Annotated in this window: 12 protein-coding genes; 4 read left to right on the top strand and 8 right to left on the bottom strand. The window is 48.5% G+C overall.

Annotated features, from left to right (window positions below):
* Positions 1 to 9 precede the first annotated feature (9 nt).
* Entirely contained in the window at positions 10 to 1,434 is a 1,425-nt protein-coding gene (locus JVX88_RS03890; RefSeq protein ID WP_211625925.1) for a S8 family serine peptidase, read from the top strand.
* Positions 1,435 to 1,659: 225 nt separating this feature from the next.
* Complete coding sequence (locus JVX88_RS03895) at positions 1,660 to 4,629, top strand: TonB-dependent receptor domain-containing protein (RefSeq protein ID WP_211625927.1); 2,970 nt, start codon at positions 1,660 to 1,662, stop codon at positions 4,627 to 4,629.
* 89 nt (positions 4,630 to 4,718) lie between these two features.
* Here the strand turns inward: JVX88_RS03895 and JVX88_RS03900 are convergent, their stop codons facing one another.
* A complete protein-coding gene (locus tag JVX88_RS03900) occupies positions 4,719 to 6,395 on the bottom strand; it encodes a cation:proton antiporter (protein WP_211625928.1) in 1,677 nt (558 codons plus the stop codon).
* A 175-nt stretch (positions 6,396 to 6,570) separates the two neighbouring features.
* On the opposite strand from JVX88_RS03900, the gene JVX88_RS03905 reads away from it, so the two are divergent.
* Positions 6,571 to 7,206: a hypothetical protein gene (locus JVX88_RS03905; protein WP_211625930.1), complete on the top strand. Its 636-nt coding sequence runs from the start codon at positions 6,571 to 6,573 to the stop codon at positions 7,204 to 7,206.
* Between the two features lie 90 nt (positions 7,207 to 7,296).
* Here JVX88_RS03905 and JVX88_RS03910 read toward each other — a convergent pair whose 3' ends face one another.
* The 7 genes from JVX88_RS03910 to JVX88_RS03940 form a co-directional block, all read right to left on the bottom strand.
* Positions 7,297 to 7,911, bottom strand: a complete 615-nt coding sequence (locus JVX88_RS03910; RefSeq protein ID WP_211625932.1) for a thymidine kinase — start codon at positions 7,909 to 7,911, stop codon at positions 7,297 to 7,299.
* Between the two features lie 100 nt (positions 7,912 to 8,011).
* Positions 8,012 to 9,562: a 2,3-bisphosphoglycerate-independent phosphoglycerate mutase gene (gpmI, locus tag JVX88_RS03915; protein WP_211625934.1), complete on the bottom strand. Its 1,551-nt coding sequence runs from the start codon at positions 9,560 to 9,562 to the stop codon at positions 8,012 to 8,014.
* A gap of 135 nt (positions 9,563 to 9,697) precedes the next feature.
* Positions 9,698 to 10,114, bottom strand: coding sequence for a GNAT family N-acetyltransferase (locus JVX88_RS03920; protein WP_211625936.1), 417 nt, complete (start codon positions 10,112 to 10,114; stop codon positions 9,698 to 9,700).
* 125 nt (positions 10,115 to 10,239) lie between these two features.
* Positions 10,240 to 11,526, bottom strand: coding sequence for a phosphopyruvate hydratase (gene eno / locus JVX88_RS03925; protein ID WP_211625938.1), 1,287 nt, complete (start codon positions 11,524 to 11,526; stop codon positions 10,240 to 10,242).
* Positions 11,527 to 11,720: 194 nt separating this feature from the next.
* Positions 11,721 to 13,304: a hypothetical protein gene (locus tag JVX88_RS03930; RefSeq protein WP_211625940.1), complete on the bottom strand. Its 1,584-nt coding sequence runs from the start codon at positions 13,302 to 13,304 to the stop codon at positions 11,721 to 11,723.
* Between the two features lie 554 nt (positions 13,305 to 13,858).
* The gene (locus JVX88_RS03935) at positions 13,859 to 14,131 is read right to left on the bottom strand and encodes a TlpA family protein disulfide reductase (RefSeq protein ID WP_211625942.1); all 273 of its coding nucleotides are present in this window, start codon (positions 14,129 to 14,131) and stop codon (positions 13,859 to 13,861) included.
* A gap of 182 nt (positions 14,132 to 14,313) precedes the next feature.
* Positions 14,314 to 14,604 carry a hypothetical protein gene (locus tag JVX88_RS03940; protein WP_211625944.1) on the bottom strand — a complete coding sequence of 97 codons (291 nt, stop codon included), beginning with the start codon at positions 14,602 to 14,604 and terminating at the stop codon, positions 14,314 to 14,316.
* A 169-nt stretch (positions 14,605 to 14,773) separates the two neighbouring features.
* On the opposite strand from JVX88_RS03940, the gene JVX88_RS03945 reads away from it, so the two are divergent.
* Complete coding sequence (locus JVX88_RS03945; RefSeq protein ID WP_211625946.1) at positions 14,774 to 16,270, top strand: sensor histidine kinase; 1,497 nt, start codon at positions 14,774 to 14,776, stop codon at positions 16,268 to 16,270.
* Positions 16,271 to 16,312: the final 42 nt, after the last annotated feature.

Raw genomic sequence — 16,312 nt, forward strand, 5'->3', positions numbered from 1 at the left:
TTGACGGCAATGAATAAAAGCAATATTTGGATACATCTGACAGTGGCGATAGTACTTGTAACATTTGCCGCGATCTTAGGACAGATAGACCGTTGGCGTGCCGCATTGCGTTCGATCAATACCGAAACGCAGAAAACCGTTCAAAAACCAAAGACTGTAAGACGTTCCGGTACTCAGGCCGAACCCGAAGTACTCGTCAGGTTCAAACCTCACGTTTCTTTGACCGAGAAACGCAAGATAACCGCAAGATTGAATGATCGCATAGAAGACCGGATCGAATTAGTGCGGGGAATGGTGGCCATAGACGACCTTGACGATGCCGATCCTTCGAAGGTCGCTGCTGAATATTCAGCTATGACTGAATTTGTCGAGTATGCCGAGCCAAACTATGAGATTAAGCCGGAACTTCCCGCGTTTCGAGAGGTTTTGCGCAGACCGGCAGATCAAGACACTCCGGTAAATACGCCCAATGATCCTCACTTCTCGGATCAATGGGCACTTTACAATTCTGGACAGAATGGTGGGAAAGCAAATGCTGACGTTTCGGCTTTGAAGGCGTGGCAAAAAAACCGTGGCAGTAAAGATGTTGTGGTCGCGGTACTCGACACCGGCGTTGACTACACCCACGCCGACCTCGCCGCAAATATGTGGTTTCGGCCCGAAACTGTCCCGTCTTACGTCGACGCTGAGCTTGGGACGTTCAATGATAGACGTGGATTTAATGCCGTTGACAATATCAGCGACCCAATGGACGATAATGGCCACGGCACGCATTGTGCCGGTGTCATCGGTGCCGAGGGCAATAATGAAATAGGCATCGCCGGCATAAATTGGAATGTCCAGATCATGCCGCTCAAGTTCCTCGGACGCGGAGGGTTCGGTTCGACCAAAGATGCGATCGAGGCCATAAACTATGCTGTGGATAGAAAAAAGAATGGCGTAAATGTCCGCGTGATAAGCGCTAGTTGGGGGTCAACCCAATATTCAAAAGCACTTGAGGACGCTATTCGTGCCGCTGGCGATGAAGGAATTCTTTTCGTAGCCGCTGCCGGAAATAATTCCGGGGATAACGACAAACGTCCGCATTACCCATCAAACTACGACCTGCCGAATGTGATCAGTGTTGCAGCCTTGGACAGCAGTGATCTGCTCGCATCTTTCTCGAATTTTGGTGCAAAGACGGTCCACGTCGCGGCCCCCGGTAAAGAGATTGTTTCTACCTGGCTAAATGACGGCTTCCGTGAAGCTTCGGGAACATCAATGGCAACACCTCACGTTGCGGGTATCGCCGCCCTGATAATAGCAAATGAGCCGGAGATCTCGGTCAAAGACCTTCGTGAAAAAATACTCAGTTCCGTCGATCGGATCGACGTGTTAAACGGCCGCATCTTTTCAGCAGGCCGCATAAACGCAGCAAAGGCTCTGGGTCATTGATCTAGTTTTAACCATCTCATTCAATCACTCTACGAAATGGGGCGTTCACCTAAGTGCGGGAACGCCCAAACTTTTTCAGCTAATCCCACAACTCACTCTAACCCCACTGATCGCAACATTTATAGAAATAGAGAGATTTTCATCCGGGATTGGCACGGGCATTGCCCTATACGCATACGGGCAATGGCATTCCATTGCGAGATTTTCAGTAAGGGGAGTACGAATATGAATAAAGTTAAAGGTTTTGTAGCAGTCAGCATTTTCTCGCTGGTGGTTTTGGTATTGCCTTCGGTCGCTTCAGCACAGTGGTTTCCGGGTGGTAATGACCCCTATTATCGCGGTGGACAGGACCGAGATCTTCGTGACGTCGCACGCAGATTAAAGGATGATGCAAGAAACTTCGAGCGTCTTGTTGAGAACGAGACCCGCTACAACGACCGAAATCGCAACCGCGGAAGATGGGGGAACTGGAGCAACAATAACGCTAGCCATTTGAGATCGCTTGCAAATGATTTCCGCAGAGCAGCGGATCATTTCGGCGGTGATGGTCGTGGCGTGAACGTCAACGTTGACGGCGGCGATAACAAGGATAACGTCGTCGGAAGTCTTCTTCAAAATTTCTCTTACGAATCAATTCAGGAGTTTCAGGTAAGCCAGCACCGATGGGGAGCTGACCAGGGCCGCGCCGTTGGTGGTGTGGTAAACGTGGTCACGAAAAGCGGAACGAACAGGCTCCGCGGTTCGTATTTTATGAACTTCCGGCACGATTCGCTTCAAAGACGCGACTTTTTCGATAAATTGAACAATCGTGACAATCCGAATTTCGAACGCCAAGAATTCGGCGGAAGCTTTGGCGGTCCGATCGTTAAAGAGAAGGCCTTTTACTTCTTCTCACTCGAAAAATTCCGTGAACGGCAGATCGTCCCTATCTTTGGTTCCGTCGCCAATGATATTCAGATAGTTGCGAATGCATTTCCGAACATATCGTTCGATCCGGAGATCCCAACACCTTATGATGACATAATGCTGACCGCCAAGATCGATCACAAGATAAGCAGCCGTCAGAGTATGTTCTATCGCTATTCATGGCAGGACAACGAATCTCCGAACGATCAGGTAGCGAATCCGCACAGAACGAATTTGAGCGGCGGAAACATCACCTCCAACAAACTGCATAGTTTTGTTGTGAATCATCAGTTCAATTTTTCGCCGAATGCTCTGAATACGTTCATTTTCCACTTCCAGGATTTCGTGAATGAGATACTTCCGAATCCGGCAGGTGTCGGGCTTACACTCAACTTCCCAGGCGGCATCACGTTTGGACAGAACGTCAATACGCCGCAGTCAACAAAAGAACGAAAATTCCAGTTCCGTGACGATATTAACTGGGTAAAGGGGAATCACACGATGAAGTTTGGTGTGAACTATATCCACACCAAATTGGACGGATATTTCTTCTTTGGAACGCAGGGTTATGCCCTAACCTTTAGACAAACCCCAAGCGCGATCTTGGCTGGTGGAGGATTCAACAGGCCGGATCTACTCCAGACCCTTCAGTACAGCGACGGTGCAAGTTCCCACCTGCAAACGATCGACCAATTGGCGTTCTATTTCCAGGATGACTGGAAGATCACTCCGAGATTCACCCTAAATCTCGGACTTCGCTGGGATGCGAACATCGGAAACCTCCCTGCTCAGGACAAGAACCGAACTATGATCATCCTAAGCCAGTTGAACCATCCTCTGGCCAGGGCATTGACGCAAGATCAGGACAAACTCCGTCGCAGAACACCAAGCTGGAACGAATATCAGCCGCGTTTCGGTTTCGCCTGGGATCCATGGGGAGATACGAAGACAGTTATCCGAGGTGGTTACGGAATATTCTACGATCAGTTATTCCAAAATCTGACGTTGTTCTCGGATGTTCAATCGCAGCCGTTCATCTTCCAGCCATCTGTCAATCTGTCAAGGCCGTGCGGTCCCACTGTTGACCCCTGCCTTCCTCAGACATATGCGTTGTACAACGTTATCTATAATGGAAGTACGACTGGACTTCCACAGCCTCCCCCAGGATTTACTTATAACAATCTGGCCGTAGGAACTGTTGGTCGTATCAACGATCCTGACGCAACAGAGCCTTATATTCAGAAATGGTCGATCGGCTTCCAGCGTGAGATCACACGAAATCTGTCGATCTCAAGTGACTATGTTCATACGCTTGGGCTGTTCGAGCCTCGCTTTCTGAACGTCAATCCGGAGATCGACAGGGTTTGTGATCCGAACTTCCCTGGTGCCCTTCAAACTAGTAATCCGGCATACGCGACAACTTGTCCTCGAGGAAATGCGACGAGAGTTCTGGATACCGCTTTCCTGGCTGCGGGACTCCCGGCAAACCGCTTGAATCAGATCAATATGTTCGCAACGAACAATCGATCTATATTCGACAGCCTTACGACCACGCTGAAGTACAGGACATCAAAGATGCTTCTTAACTTCGCCTATGTGCTTGCCAGCTCCCGAAGCTGGGGCGGGCAACCGACGGCTTCCTATTCTGGCAACGGAATTGTCGTAACTCCGGAGAACCAATTCAAGCCTGAAGAGTTCGGACCAACAAGGATCGATGAACGCCACCGAGTAGTTCTTAACGGTGTGTTCAGTTTGCCTTATGGCTTCCAGCTTTCGCCAATAATGCAGTTCGCGACCGCAAGGCCATTCTCAGCAATTGCAGGTATCGACCTCGATGGTGATGGATTGGCTGCAGTTGATCGACTTTGCGGCGGTGTTGACCCGGCCACGATCTTCCCTCTAACATTCCCGACCGTGAATGCGACGGCGATCAGGGCTCTTAACCCCGTCGGCTGCACGCAGGCACAGGTCAACAGCGTGCGAAAGGGATTTGTTCCGGATGGCTCGGGCGGATTCGAAGAGCGAAGCGGTAATTTCTTCAACTTCGACCTCCGTGCATCAAAGAACTTCAAGTTCGGCGAGCGGTTCGGACTCTCGACGTATATCGACCTGTACAACCTGTTCAACTATGAGAACTTGTCGTTCATGTCGAGAATTGGCCTAACCACGCCTGCAGCGACCGGAACCGCCGGAACCTTCCTCAGGCCGCAGTCATTGTTTGGCCCGGGATTTGGCCCACCGGTCGGACGTCCCCTTACGGCACAGCTCGGATTCAGATTTACTTTCTAGAATGATCTGTATCTGACATTTGGTGAGGCGTTCCTTTGGGGACGCCTCTTTCTAATTTTAGGGAAAGATGCAGCCGTATATGAGGGTACTCAGTCTGCGTTCCGCAGTTCATCTATTATTAGTATGTCCTCCACCAACAATTCATGCAGATAATCAGCGGCAAGGCGATGCGGCATAATGACGTCTGCATCGGTCTGCGTGCTCAACAGCTCAAAATCCTTCTCTAGTACCGCCGTCAAGATTATCCGACCTTCGTAATTGTGCTCTTTGAGCGTGTTGTAAAGTGTTAGCGAAAATGAACTGTCCGGCACGGTACTTATTATGCATTTGGAAGAATGGAATGGAAGATTCTCCAAGATGTCCGGATCCTCGATGTCGCCATACACTATTGCACGCTCACGTTCTTGCCAAGAGCTGACTACTTGAGGATCAAAATCAACGCCCAAAAACCGAAGATCGGCGTAGGATTCTAGCTTTGATGCGATAGAACCACCGAAACGGCCGAGCCCGAAAATGATCACATCGTAATCGCCTTCCTTCTTAAGCGGGGACATTTCACGATAGGGTGTCGAGCGTTCGAATACGGATAACACCGGTGACAGTAGTTCGTAAAGCTGATTTGAATACAGGATCATATACGTTGAAACACCGATCGTTATCAACCCGACAAGGGTTATAAGCCCAACTATCTCCTCATTCAAATGCCCGACCTGCAGTCCAAGCCCTGCGAAGATCAAGGAGAATTCGCTGATCTGTGCCACAGTAAGTCCTGCCAGAAAAGAGGTCCTCTTCCGATAACCCATCAATCCCATTATTACGAGAACGATAATGGGATTTCCTACCAAAACGAAAAGAGAAAAAAGTATCGCCGCTGGGACCTGTGCACCGATCACCGCCATATTAAGGTCCGAACCCAGCTTTACGAAAAAGAACAGAAGAAGAAAATCACGCAGGCTTACCAGCCGGCCGCTTATCGACTCCTTATACGGTGTCGTTGCAAGACACACACCCGCAAGGAACGCCCCAACTTCGCTGCTAAAACCGATCAGTGAACTAAATGATGCTAATGAAACCGCCCAAGCGATCGAGAACAATGTGAGGAGTTCCTGTGACCGTGCTAAAAACGTGCCGATCAATGGGATTATCCACTTGATCATTACGAACGTGATCAGCAATAGAACGCCGCCCGAAAGCAGCGTGCTTCCAATATCAGCGGCCAAGTTCGAACCTTCATTCCGCCCGATCGTCGATAGAACGATCATCACAAGTATTACGACGATATCCTGCACTATCAGAAATCCGATCGCTATCTGCCCATGAAGCGAATCGATCTCTTTCTTATCTGAAAGAAGTTTGACAATGATGATGGTGCTTGAGAACGTGAGGGCGACCGCGATGTAAAAACTGTGCAGATGCGAGAACCCCAGAGCGATCCCGATAAAATATCCGATAACGGAGGTAAATATGACCTGTCCCAAACCGGTCATCGCCGCGATCTTTCCGGTGGATCGGATCAGTCTGAGGTCCAGTTTCAGCCCAACGATGAACAGCAGCAATGAGATCCCTATCTCGGCAAGAAGATGGATGTTCTCCTTTGAATGAACGATGTTAAGCGCAGAAGGACCAACAATTATGCCAAGTGCTATGAAGACAACGATCAACGGTTGACGCAAAAACTGACCTGCCGCTCCCAGTATAGCCGCGAGAAAGAGTATCAAAGCCAATTCCAGGAAAGGACTTCCTGAAAATATGAGTTCCCAATTCATACTTTTTTGTTATCAGCGTTACGAACGGCTATTCGCTAAAGATCTGCGTCAAAACGTATCAGTCGGTTTAGATTCTAATATATCAGATATTGGCCCAACGTTTCGGAACATTGATTTTCTTTGGAATTACGGTAACAATGTTCGCGTTCAAACATTCACCAACGGAGGACAATAAATGAAACTATTCGCACTCGGTCTGCTCGGTATCGCACTTGCATTTTGCGGTATTACGGAAAGGCTTCAGAAAGGTATAGCGGACGTCGCTGATAAAGGCTCTAATTCCAGTAACACTTCGAGAACTAAAGACGATGACGTAAGCGCGGAAAAGGCAGAGATGACACCTGCGCAACAGGCGATCGCCGATGAGGCAACTGAAGTTAAATGGGCCGAACAGGAGATCACGTTCAAACTTCCAAAAGGCTGGAATAAAATGGACGTAAGAAAAGAATCCTTCAATTATGGCTCTCCGGCGACCGGTTTTCTTATCGCCTCCGTTTCGGTAATGGCCTCCGACTTCCCGTCCGATGCGAGCATCAAGGCTTACTATCAGAGCGCTCTCGAACAACTGAAACAAGGCAAATACGAGAAGGTTCGTTGGTTGGAGATCGACGGGATCAAAGGGGTCGAATGGGTCGAAGCCCCGCCCGAGGATAAAGATGGGATCCGCCGATTTCAATGGGTTGCCTATCGCAACTATCAGGGACAGAATCAATACCTGAACATCATCCAGTCAACAAAAAACACAAACTTTGACAAGCAGCGTGATGCCTTTGCCGCGATCTTGTATTCGATGAAGATCCCCAAAGGCTAGCAAAGAATCAAATAAATCTAAGGCCTGCCAAAACGGGCCTTTTTGATCATCACTTAACGGACTTCCGGAGAAGAATTTGAAGTATATTGCTCAGATTGATGAACTGTCGATATGCGGAACAAAACATCTGCGACATCGTGCCTCATATTTGTCGGCAGCTCCAACCTCAACACGATTCTCTGAGCCTTGAGTACGTTGGGAGTAGTTAGCAGTATTTCCGCAGCGTACGCAGATGGCGTGCGTTTTCGTGATGAACTCGGCAATACACAAAAGTTGGGGCATCGGTTCAAATGGCAGCCCTCTGTAATCCTGATCAAGGCCCGCGATGATCACACGTTTTCCGCTTCCGGCAAGGTCATTAGCGACCTGTACAAGACCCGGATCAAAGAACTGCCCTTCATCGATCCCAACGACCTGCGTTCCGTCTTCAATGGCTGCCATTAATTCATCGGACGTTGCAACCGCAACAGACTCGTGACGGTGTCCGGAATGGGAGGCGATATGTTCGACCGAGTAACGCTCATCGATCCGCGGCTTGAACACCTGAACTTTCTGCCTAGCTATACGGGCACGATTTAGGCGGCGGATCAGCTCCTCTGATTTACCGGAAAACATCGAACCAACTATCACCTCGATCCATCCGGTACCGTTCTGCCGGTTCCGGCGACGCTCTTCACTGTCGTCGAAAACAAATTCTTCGATCATAAAATGGAGATCTTATTGTTTAAGAAAATGAGATATTAACACGACGAAGCCGCCGTTGCTAACTAACGCATCGGCGGCTAAAAAAGTGATGACGATAACTTTACATTATCCGAAGATCATTTCCGGTCATGGACGAAGGAGCTTCAATTCCGATAATGCCAAGCACAGTTGGGGCTACATCGGACAGCGTGCCGCCATCCCGCAATTTTGTTGATCTGTTTGAGTGGTCGATAAGGTGAAATGGAACTGGATTTGCGGTTGCAAACCTGTCCACGTCTCCGTCTATAGTTAACATAGATTCGCAATTCCCATGGGTTGATGTTATCAACGTGACTCCGCCAAGTTGGCGCATTCGATCTACAATTCCGCCAAGACAAGTATCGATATACTGGACTGCTTCTACTGTGCGATCGATATTTCCAGTTTCAGCAAGCAGCCCCGGCGCCGGGAAGTTTGCGATGAAAACAGCCTGCGGGTCAGTTTTGGCAACACGCGTCAACGCATCCGTTATCTTGAATGATCGCATCTCTGGCTCTGATTCACGGTCGAACATCCGCTCCGAACGCGGAACCTGAATATGCATTTCGACCGGGTTCTCGCCGTCTCTGCGGCCATTGAAAAACATCGTAACGTGGGCGAATCGGTCCGGCTCGCTGATTCGGTAATTATGGATATCAGCCTTAGAGAAAACCGACCCGAGATCACCTTCCCGCGGCAATGGCGGAAACATTGTTTTAAGACGAAAATCTGGATCGTATTCCGTAATACACACTGCATCGATACGAGGTTTTATCAACGAAGAGCTTTCCCCAAGTTCAGGAACTGCGATCGAACGAACCAATTGCCTCATTGTGTCCGCGCGATGATTGAAAAATACAACCAGATCGCCGTTCCCTATTGTTGCGACCGGAACGCCAGGCTCGCGTTCGATAACTATCGGAGCAATAAATTCGTCGGTTATCCCACGCAAAAACGAGCTTCGAACTGCCGAAACGGGATCGCTTGCCCGTTCTCCTTCCGCGTGTACCATCATCGTAAAAGCTCTGGCAGTTCGTTCCCAGTGCTCGCTATGATCCATTCCAAAATGGCGTCCGCATATCGAAGCGATCCGTCCGAGGCCAATGTCGGCCATCTTTACCTCTAATGCTTCCAGATATACGTCGGCAGTTCTCTGAGGAACGTCCCGGCCATCAAGGATAGCGTGAACATAGACCTCTTTGACCCCGATATTGCGAGCAGCACGGAGCAGTGAATAGAGCGTGTCGGAAGATGAATGCACATCGCCATCACTAACAAGCCCTACGAAATGGACTTTTTGGTCATTTGCACGTGCGGATGAAAGTGCTCCTGTGAGAACTCGATTTGAAAAGAATGATCCATCGGTGATCGATTCGCGAATCCGTACGGCATCTGTTTTTACGACGCGGCCGGCACCCATATTTATGTGGCCGATCTCTGCATTTCCCGGGATCGAATCGTTCAATCCTACTGCTCGGCCCGAAGCCTCAAGAATAGTAAAAGGAAATTCATTACGAATGGCATCGTAATAAGGCGTGTGGGCTGCCGCTATGGCGTTTCCACGGGTTTCATAGGTAAAACCCCAGCCATCAAGGATTATGAGCGCAAGTGGACGTTTGATCGTCTGATTCATTGGGTTGGAAGTGAACTTTTATTCGGAAATTTCGAAAGTGTCCTAAACCGAGTGTGTTGGGATCATCAGCCGACGCATGCAGGATCGGCTCAAGATAATTATAACCGAAATGCAGAGTGTTCGCGCAACTATTTATTAGTATGCATTGGGCGCAGTTTTCTCCATCCAGCGTTCCGGATGACGCAGCGGAGCGAATTCGAATTGCTCGTACAGCCCGTGAGCGTCCGCAGTTGCCAATATCCAGCGGCGAAGCCCTTGTAATTCCGGGTGTTCGATGATCTTTTGCATCAGCACTTTACTTAGCCCTTTGCCTCGATATTCTTCGACAATAAAAACGTCGCCTAGATAGGCAAAAGTTGCTTTATCGCTAACAACGCGTGCAAAGCCGATCTGCCGATCGTCGTCATAAACGCCAAAGCATATCGAATGTTCGATAGCTGTTCGCGTTTGCTCAAGGGTGCGCTCCTTAGCCCAATAAGATTCCTCTCTAAGAAATCGATGTATCATATCGACTTCCAAACGATCCTTACTTTCATCGATCTCGATCGACATAGTGTCCTAATATTTGCAAATACTATAGCGAACATCTCCGAAGTGCCTACCTATTGTTCAGTCACCTTCTTTGACTTCTTTGTCCCTGCTGCCGCCCGATCTCAGTACTAGTGGCAGAATGTGAGCTATCGGAGCTGATAAAATGCTTTGCGCCCGGGATAGCGGGCCGAATCTCCGAGATCTTCTTCAATACGAAGAAGCTGATTGTATTTGGCGATGCGGTCGCTGCGGCTAAGGCTTCCGGTCTTTATTTGTCCGGCATTGGTAGCGACAGCCAGATCAGCAATAAATGTATCTTCGGTCTCGCCCGAACGATGCGAGATAACGGCCGTCATTCGATTCGTTTTCGCTAGCTCAATGGCGTCAAGCGTTTCGGTCAGCGTTCCGATCTGATTTACTTTGATCAGGATCGAATTTGCCGCACCTTCTTCTATACCTTTCTGCAAAAACTTTACATTTGTCACAAAAAGATCGTCGCCGACAAGCTGCACACGATCGCCGACCGAATCAGTCAATGTCTTCCACCCATCCCAATCGTTTTCGGCCATTCCGTCTTCGATCGAAATTATCGGATATTTGTCGCACCAATCCGTCCAAAATGCTGCCATCTCTTCGGACGAAAGCTCACGTTTGTCCGATTTCTTGAAAACATATTTTCCATCTATGTGGAACTCGCTAGTTGCCGGATCGAGCGCCAACATCACATTATCGCCCGCTGAATAACCGGCCTTGTCGATCGCTTCAAGTATCGTCTCTACGGCTTCTTCGTTTGATTTTAGATTCGGAGCAAAACCGCCTTCGTCGCCAACACTGGTCGAATACCCGCGAGACTTTAATACACCCTTCAAATTATGAAATATCTCAGCTCCCATTCGAAGAGCGTCCGCAAATGTTTCGGCACCAACGGGCATCACCATAAATTCCTGAAAATCTACGTTGTTGTCCGCATGTGCGCCGCCGTTCAAAATATTCATCATCGGAACCGGCAGCATCTTTGCGTTCGCTCCGCCGATATACCGATAAAGCGGTATTTCAAGCGCCGCCGCTGCTGCACGAGCGTTTGCCAAAGAAACAGCAAGAATGGCATTTGCACCAAGATTTGCCTTGTTCGAACTTCCGTCAAGGCCGATCATTGTCTCGTCAATAAGCGTTTGATCGAGACAATCCAAACCCTGGAGTTCATCATTTATCGCTCCATTCACGTGCTCAACCGCCTTCAACACGCCTTTTCCCAGATAACGAAGCTCATCACCATCGCGGAGTTCAACGGCTTCATTTTCTCCCGTAGAAGCTCCGCTGGGCACCGCTGCCCGGCCGGTCGTTCCGTCTTCCAATATCACCTCGGCTTCGATAGTCGGATTCCCTCTCGAATCCATTATTTCCCGTGCCCACACCTGTTCGATCAATGACATTTATGTTCTGCTCCAAATTAGATTTCGACCAAACCTGTATTTTACTTAAAACCCCGACAATAACAACCAAAGCCAAAAACCATCACGGAGCAAGCGCGCGCGTGCACTGGGCTGCCCGAACTTCTATTGTGGAAATGGGGGGGGATTAATAGGTCCGTAGCAGGCAACCTATGAAGATTCAATCGAGCGAGTCGCTATTTTTTCTTTTGTTTACTTTTAAGCGCGTCGAGCTGCTTTTTCGATTCGTCCAGCTTCTTCAATGAGGATTCAAGAAGGCCGAGCGAGAGACGCAGCCGGCTATGGCGCGAACTAATGTCTTTCATCGACGAGAATATCGCCATATCATCCGCTTCCAGCAGATCCGCGCTCAGTGAAACATAGTCTTCCATTGGAGCCCAATCCTTTTCCGGCAGCAGATCGGGATTGTCGTTGTCCGCTTTGTTTATGTGCTTGATCGCATTTCGAAACATAAGCTGGGATTCGGTTGGGGTTGTCTTCAGGTAAAATTCTGCTAGATCCAGATAAAGACGCGCCGCATCGTGCGAAGGAATTTCTATCGAATCCAATTCCTTTTGCATTTCATTCAGGTGTTCAATATACGTCTCTTCATCCTCACCTATTTTTTTATTCAATACCGCTCGCTTACGCACAAACGGTCGAAGCCGTTTTGGTACATCGTTTACGAACCTAAATGACGAAGGAATATCACCCACTTCAAACGCCGCAATAGCCGCACCGGATGCCGCCGAAACACGCCAGTTATCCCAACCGATCGGCGAGATCTCCTTATAAGCATCACCATCAAACCCATCGAGTAGCGATATCATCTGCTCGTATTTCTTCGCTTCAAGCAACTGCAGAAATACCTCCCGATAACGATTGATCTTCATGTCCGGACTTTTCGCCTCTCTCGCCGACTTTAACAATTCGTCAACTGTGTTCGGCACGTTTTCAATGTTCGCAGCGGTCCGCTCCCGATAATCCGGATGAAGGTTGGCGGTACAGACAAGAAGGAGTTCGCGGAACCGGGATAAGAGTTCCGGAAGGTATTCGCCAACTCGTCCAACTAAAAACGGGCCATAGTAAGAGATCGAGCATGCACGCGGATTTGTGTCACGCGTCGACACCGCAAATTCCAGTTTCCCAATAAAAGCGGTTAAGGCTTTTCGTTGCAAAATCGGTGAGAACGACTTTCCTTTATTTGATTCGGCTATGAACCTACTAAGATTGAAAAGCATTGTATCGCTTCCATACAAAGAGCTTTTACTAGCGGCGGCCAGTGCGACATTAAAAAGCTCTTCAGCGTAATCGGAGTTTTGCAAATTGAGATCGATCACTAACTGCGGCAACGAAAGTGCAAAACCAAATTTCAAGGATTCTTTCCCAATATCCAGTGCGAAACGAGGGTTAAATACGACGACCTCTAATCCAACTGCGGTATAAATATCAGCGAGCTTAGCATTTGGTTCGGCCTTTCCCGTAGCTGTATCGAGAAAGGTTTTCTCAAGTTCCTTAAGAATCCTTTGCGCGAATTTCGCATCTAAGCCAGATATAACTCGAAAGGTATTTGGGAAGTCGGATAGCTGCTCGTTAAGTTCGTTCTTCTCAGCGGACGATATGCCGTCGAGCAACTGCTTTCCCGCTCGGTCCAGATAAAGCCTTGCTTTAACCTCATCGAATTTCCACCAGATTTTTGCAAGATAGGCAATATACAAAGAACGCCGCCCCACGGGCAAAGACGCCGTATCGACTAGGCTCGCGTCGCTAATGTCGTCCACTCGGTTTTTCCACGATTGTACTTGGAGTTCAAGTTTCTCTAATTCTGAGAATTGAGGGGTCGTCTGCCCTTCAGCCATCAAGGTCGTCAAGCACGTCAAAATCATAAAAAGGCTCGTGCTCAATGGGAATGTGACCGTTTTTTTCATACACATCCTAAAAAAAGAATTAACGGGCAAGAATGCGACCAGTTTTAAGCCTGACGAACGAACTGCCATTCGTTCGTCAAGCCGATGCACTGACAAGAAGCCACTTAATCCAGAATCGGGACTTTCGGCTCGCACTTCTCAGTGGTTAAATTACAGTTTCCGCTTTGGCAATGATTGTCTGAACAGCAGGCACAACCGTTGGGTCGTGGCTGCTGAGCTGGACAATTAGCCCCTGGGTCGGCACAGGCAGAGACAGGCCGTTCCGGCATGAACCAGACGCCTACTAACATCAAAGTTAACGCAAACAAACGAAATACTTTCATCTATCCTCCCTTCTATTCTAATGGTGTCTCGAGAATATGCCTATATTTTTTTTACTAGGCCGACTAAATGGATTTGATAATTGACTATGACGAAATAGATCTAAGGACTTCCCGTTCCTTTTCCTTTGAAAGTTGCCCGATCCAGAAGTTTGTTACTTTGCCGCTTGCGTCAGTTAAAATGATCGTCGGAGTGCCATCAACTTCAAGTTCCTCAAGAGGTGCAAATAATACCGGCAAGGAATCAAGACCGAACTGCTTTAGATAGATCTCCGCCTCCTCGGTCTTCGGAGGAAAAACAGCGATAACATTGGTCTGCTGATCACTTCCGGCCCTGAGAATCTCTTTATAGAACTCCATGCTGCCCTCACAGAACCGACACCCCTTCATAAGAACAAGAAGAACATTCTTTTTGCTTGCTGTTGGATCGAATCCCTGAATATAAATAGCTCGTCCTACCGTTGGCGCCTTTCTGTCATTTGCGTTTGGCAGCAAGTACCTGTTAGCCAACACACCAATAAAAGCAATAGCGACAATAACCGTTAGAACATTGGCGAGAGTATCAAGTAGAGTTTTTCTCTGAGTCGGGATGCGTTTTTTGTATTGGGTGCCCCTGTCTTCTGAGGAGCCTTAGAATTATTCGCGGGCGCTTTAGCAGTAACTTTTGCTGCATCCTTTTTTGCCGTGGCCGCAGTCTTAGCTGCAGGCTTTGCGGCAGGTTTGGCGACGGGTTTCTTTGTCTGAGCAATGCCTGGGGCGGCAAACGCCAAAGAAAGATATATCGCAAACAACAATGCGTTAGCCAAACGCTTTTCGGGACGCATAAAATTCATGGTTTACCTCAAGTTATGGTTGCAAAACTAAAGATTTTCGAGGAGACTGTCGGTCCCGCAGGCAGAACATTTTTGGGCGAGACCTTGCGTAATTGCTAAGCGACACTATAACATTCGTTGATACCGTCCGCAAGTAAAAATTAAGCGCTTGCATAACAGATCCGTCCGGATGAACTTTTTCAATACATTTCGCGGGAGATTGCTGATAGTTTTCGCGTGGTTGCTTGTGGCGACGCTCGGAGTTCAGTTCTACCTGAATCTGAGAACACAGCGGGAGAATATTGAACGTCGCGAACGCCAGGAGCAAGCCCTCGTAGCAGCGTTTGCCGTCGGTGTAAGCGGCATTACTTCTCGTGATGAATACCTTGAAGACCTGATCGCGAAGCCCGGGCAGACATTTCTGGATGAATCTGCACGCGAACGCATCCGCGACATCATAATAATCAACGAACGGTGGCAAGTAGCTGACAGCCTTGATCCTGACCACTTTCCCAGGTCTGATGCGGAAGGGAACGTTGTCTTCAAACCGCTTTCCGAAGTTTCCGGGCTTCCGCCTTTGATGGAGTCAGGCAAGCTCGGTGAAGACCTTGCACGATTCCCGAACCGACCTCTTTCGGAACGTTCCGAGTATGATGATGAGGCTCACGCAATTCCCATTGAAACAAGCGATGGCCGTTACTATGTAATGGTCATTTTAAAGAACGATAAGCGAGAGGCCGCTTGGCGAGCTGCGGAGCCGCTTCTTTATACACTATGTATTTTTCTTGTTTCGACCGCCATAACCTTCATCCTTGTTTGGCGATTTACCCGTCCGATAACTGATCTGGCCGCCGGTGCAAAGCGTATTGCCGAGGGCGATCTAGCGTTTCGCGTTCCCAATCAAAGCAATGATGAGATGGGTATGCTGACGCAGCGATTCAATGAAATGGCCTCTGAACTCGAAAAATCGCGAGAACTGCAAGAACAGCTCAGACAGGCAGAGAAGAGCGCCGTAATAGGCAGGCTTGGTTCGGCGATCGCTCACGAGATAAGAAATCCTCTCAACTACATAAATCTTACGCTGGACCATTTGAGGTCAAAACTCGCTCCGGAAGACCCTGAAAAACAGGATGTTTTTAGGAAACTCGTCTCACAGATCAAGGATGAGGTTGCAAGGATAAATCAACAGATATCAGATTTTCTTAACTATTCGCGTCCGGCGAATGTGAATCTACGGCCCGTTGCAGCTCGGGAGGTAATCGCCGATTCACTTCGTATCATCGAGGGGCAGGCAGAAGAAAACGGCATTACGATAGGCATCATTGAGCACGAGGATGTTCCTCAGATCTTAGGAGACCCCGAATATTTACGTTCCGTGTTCAACAATCTTTTTATCAATGCACTGCAGGCAATGGGAGCTGAAGGCGGTAATCTTACTGTTAAGATAACGCGAGACGACCACGACGATATGGTTTCATTTGAAATAGCCGATACAGGTAGCGGCATAGCGGAAGAGAATCTGACAAAGATCTTTGAGCCTTATTTTTCAACAAAAGAAACGGGCACCGGATTGGGCCTGGCCATCGTCCAAAAGATAGTGGAGGTCCATAATGGATCTATCGAGGTTTCTTCGGTTGTGGGCGAAGGCACGCGATTCACTGTTAAGTTGCCTTCAGCAAAACATTAGTAAAGCAAATACGGAATATTCAGGCGGTATAGATCGACCACG

The organism is Leptolyngbya sp. 7M (assembly GCF_018128485.1).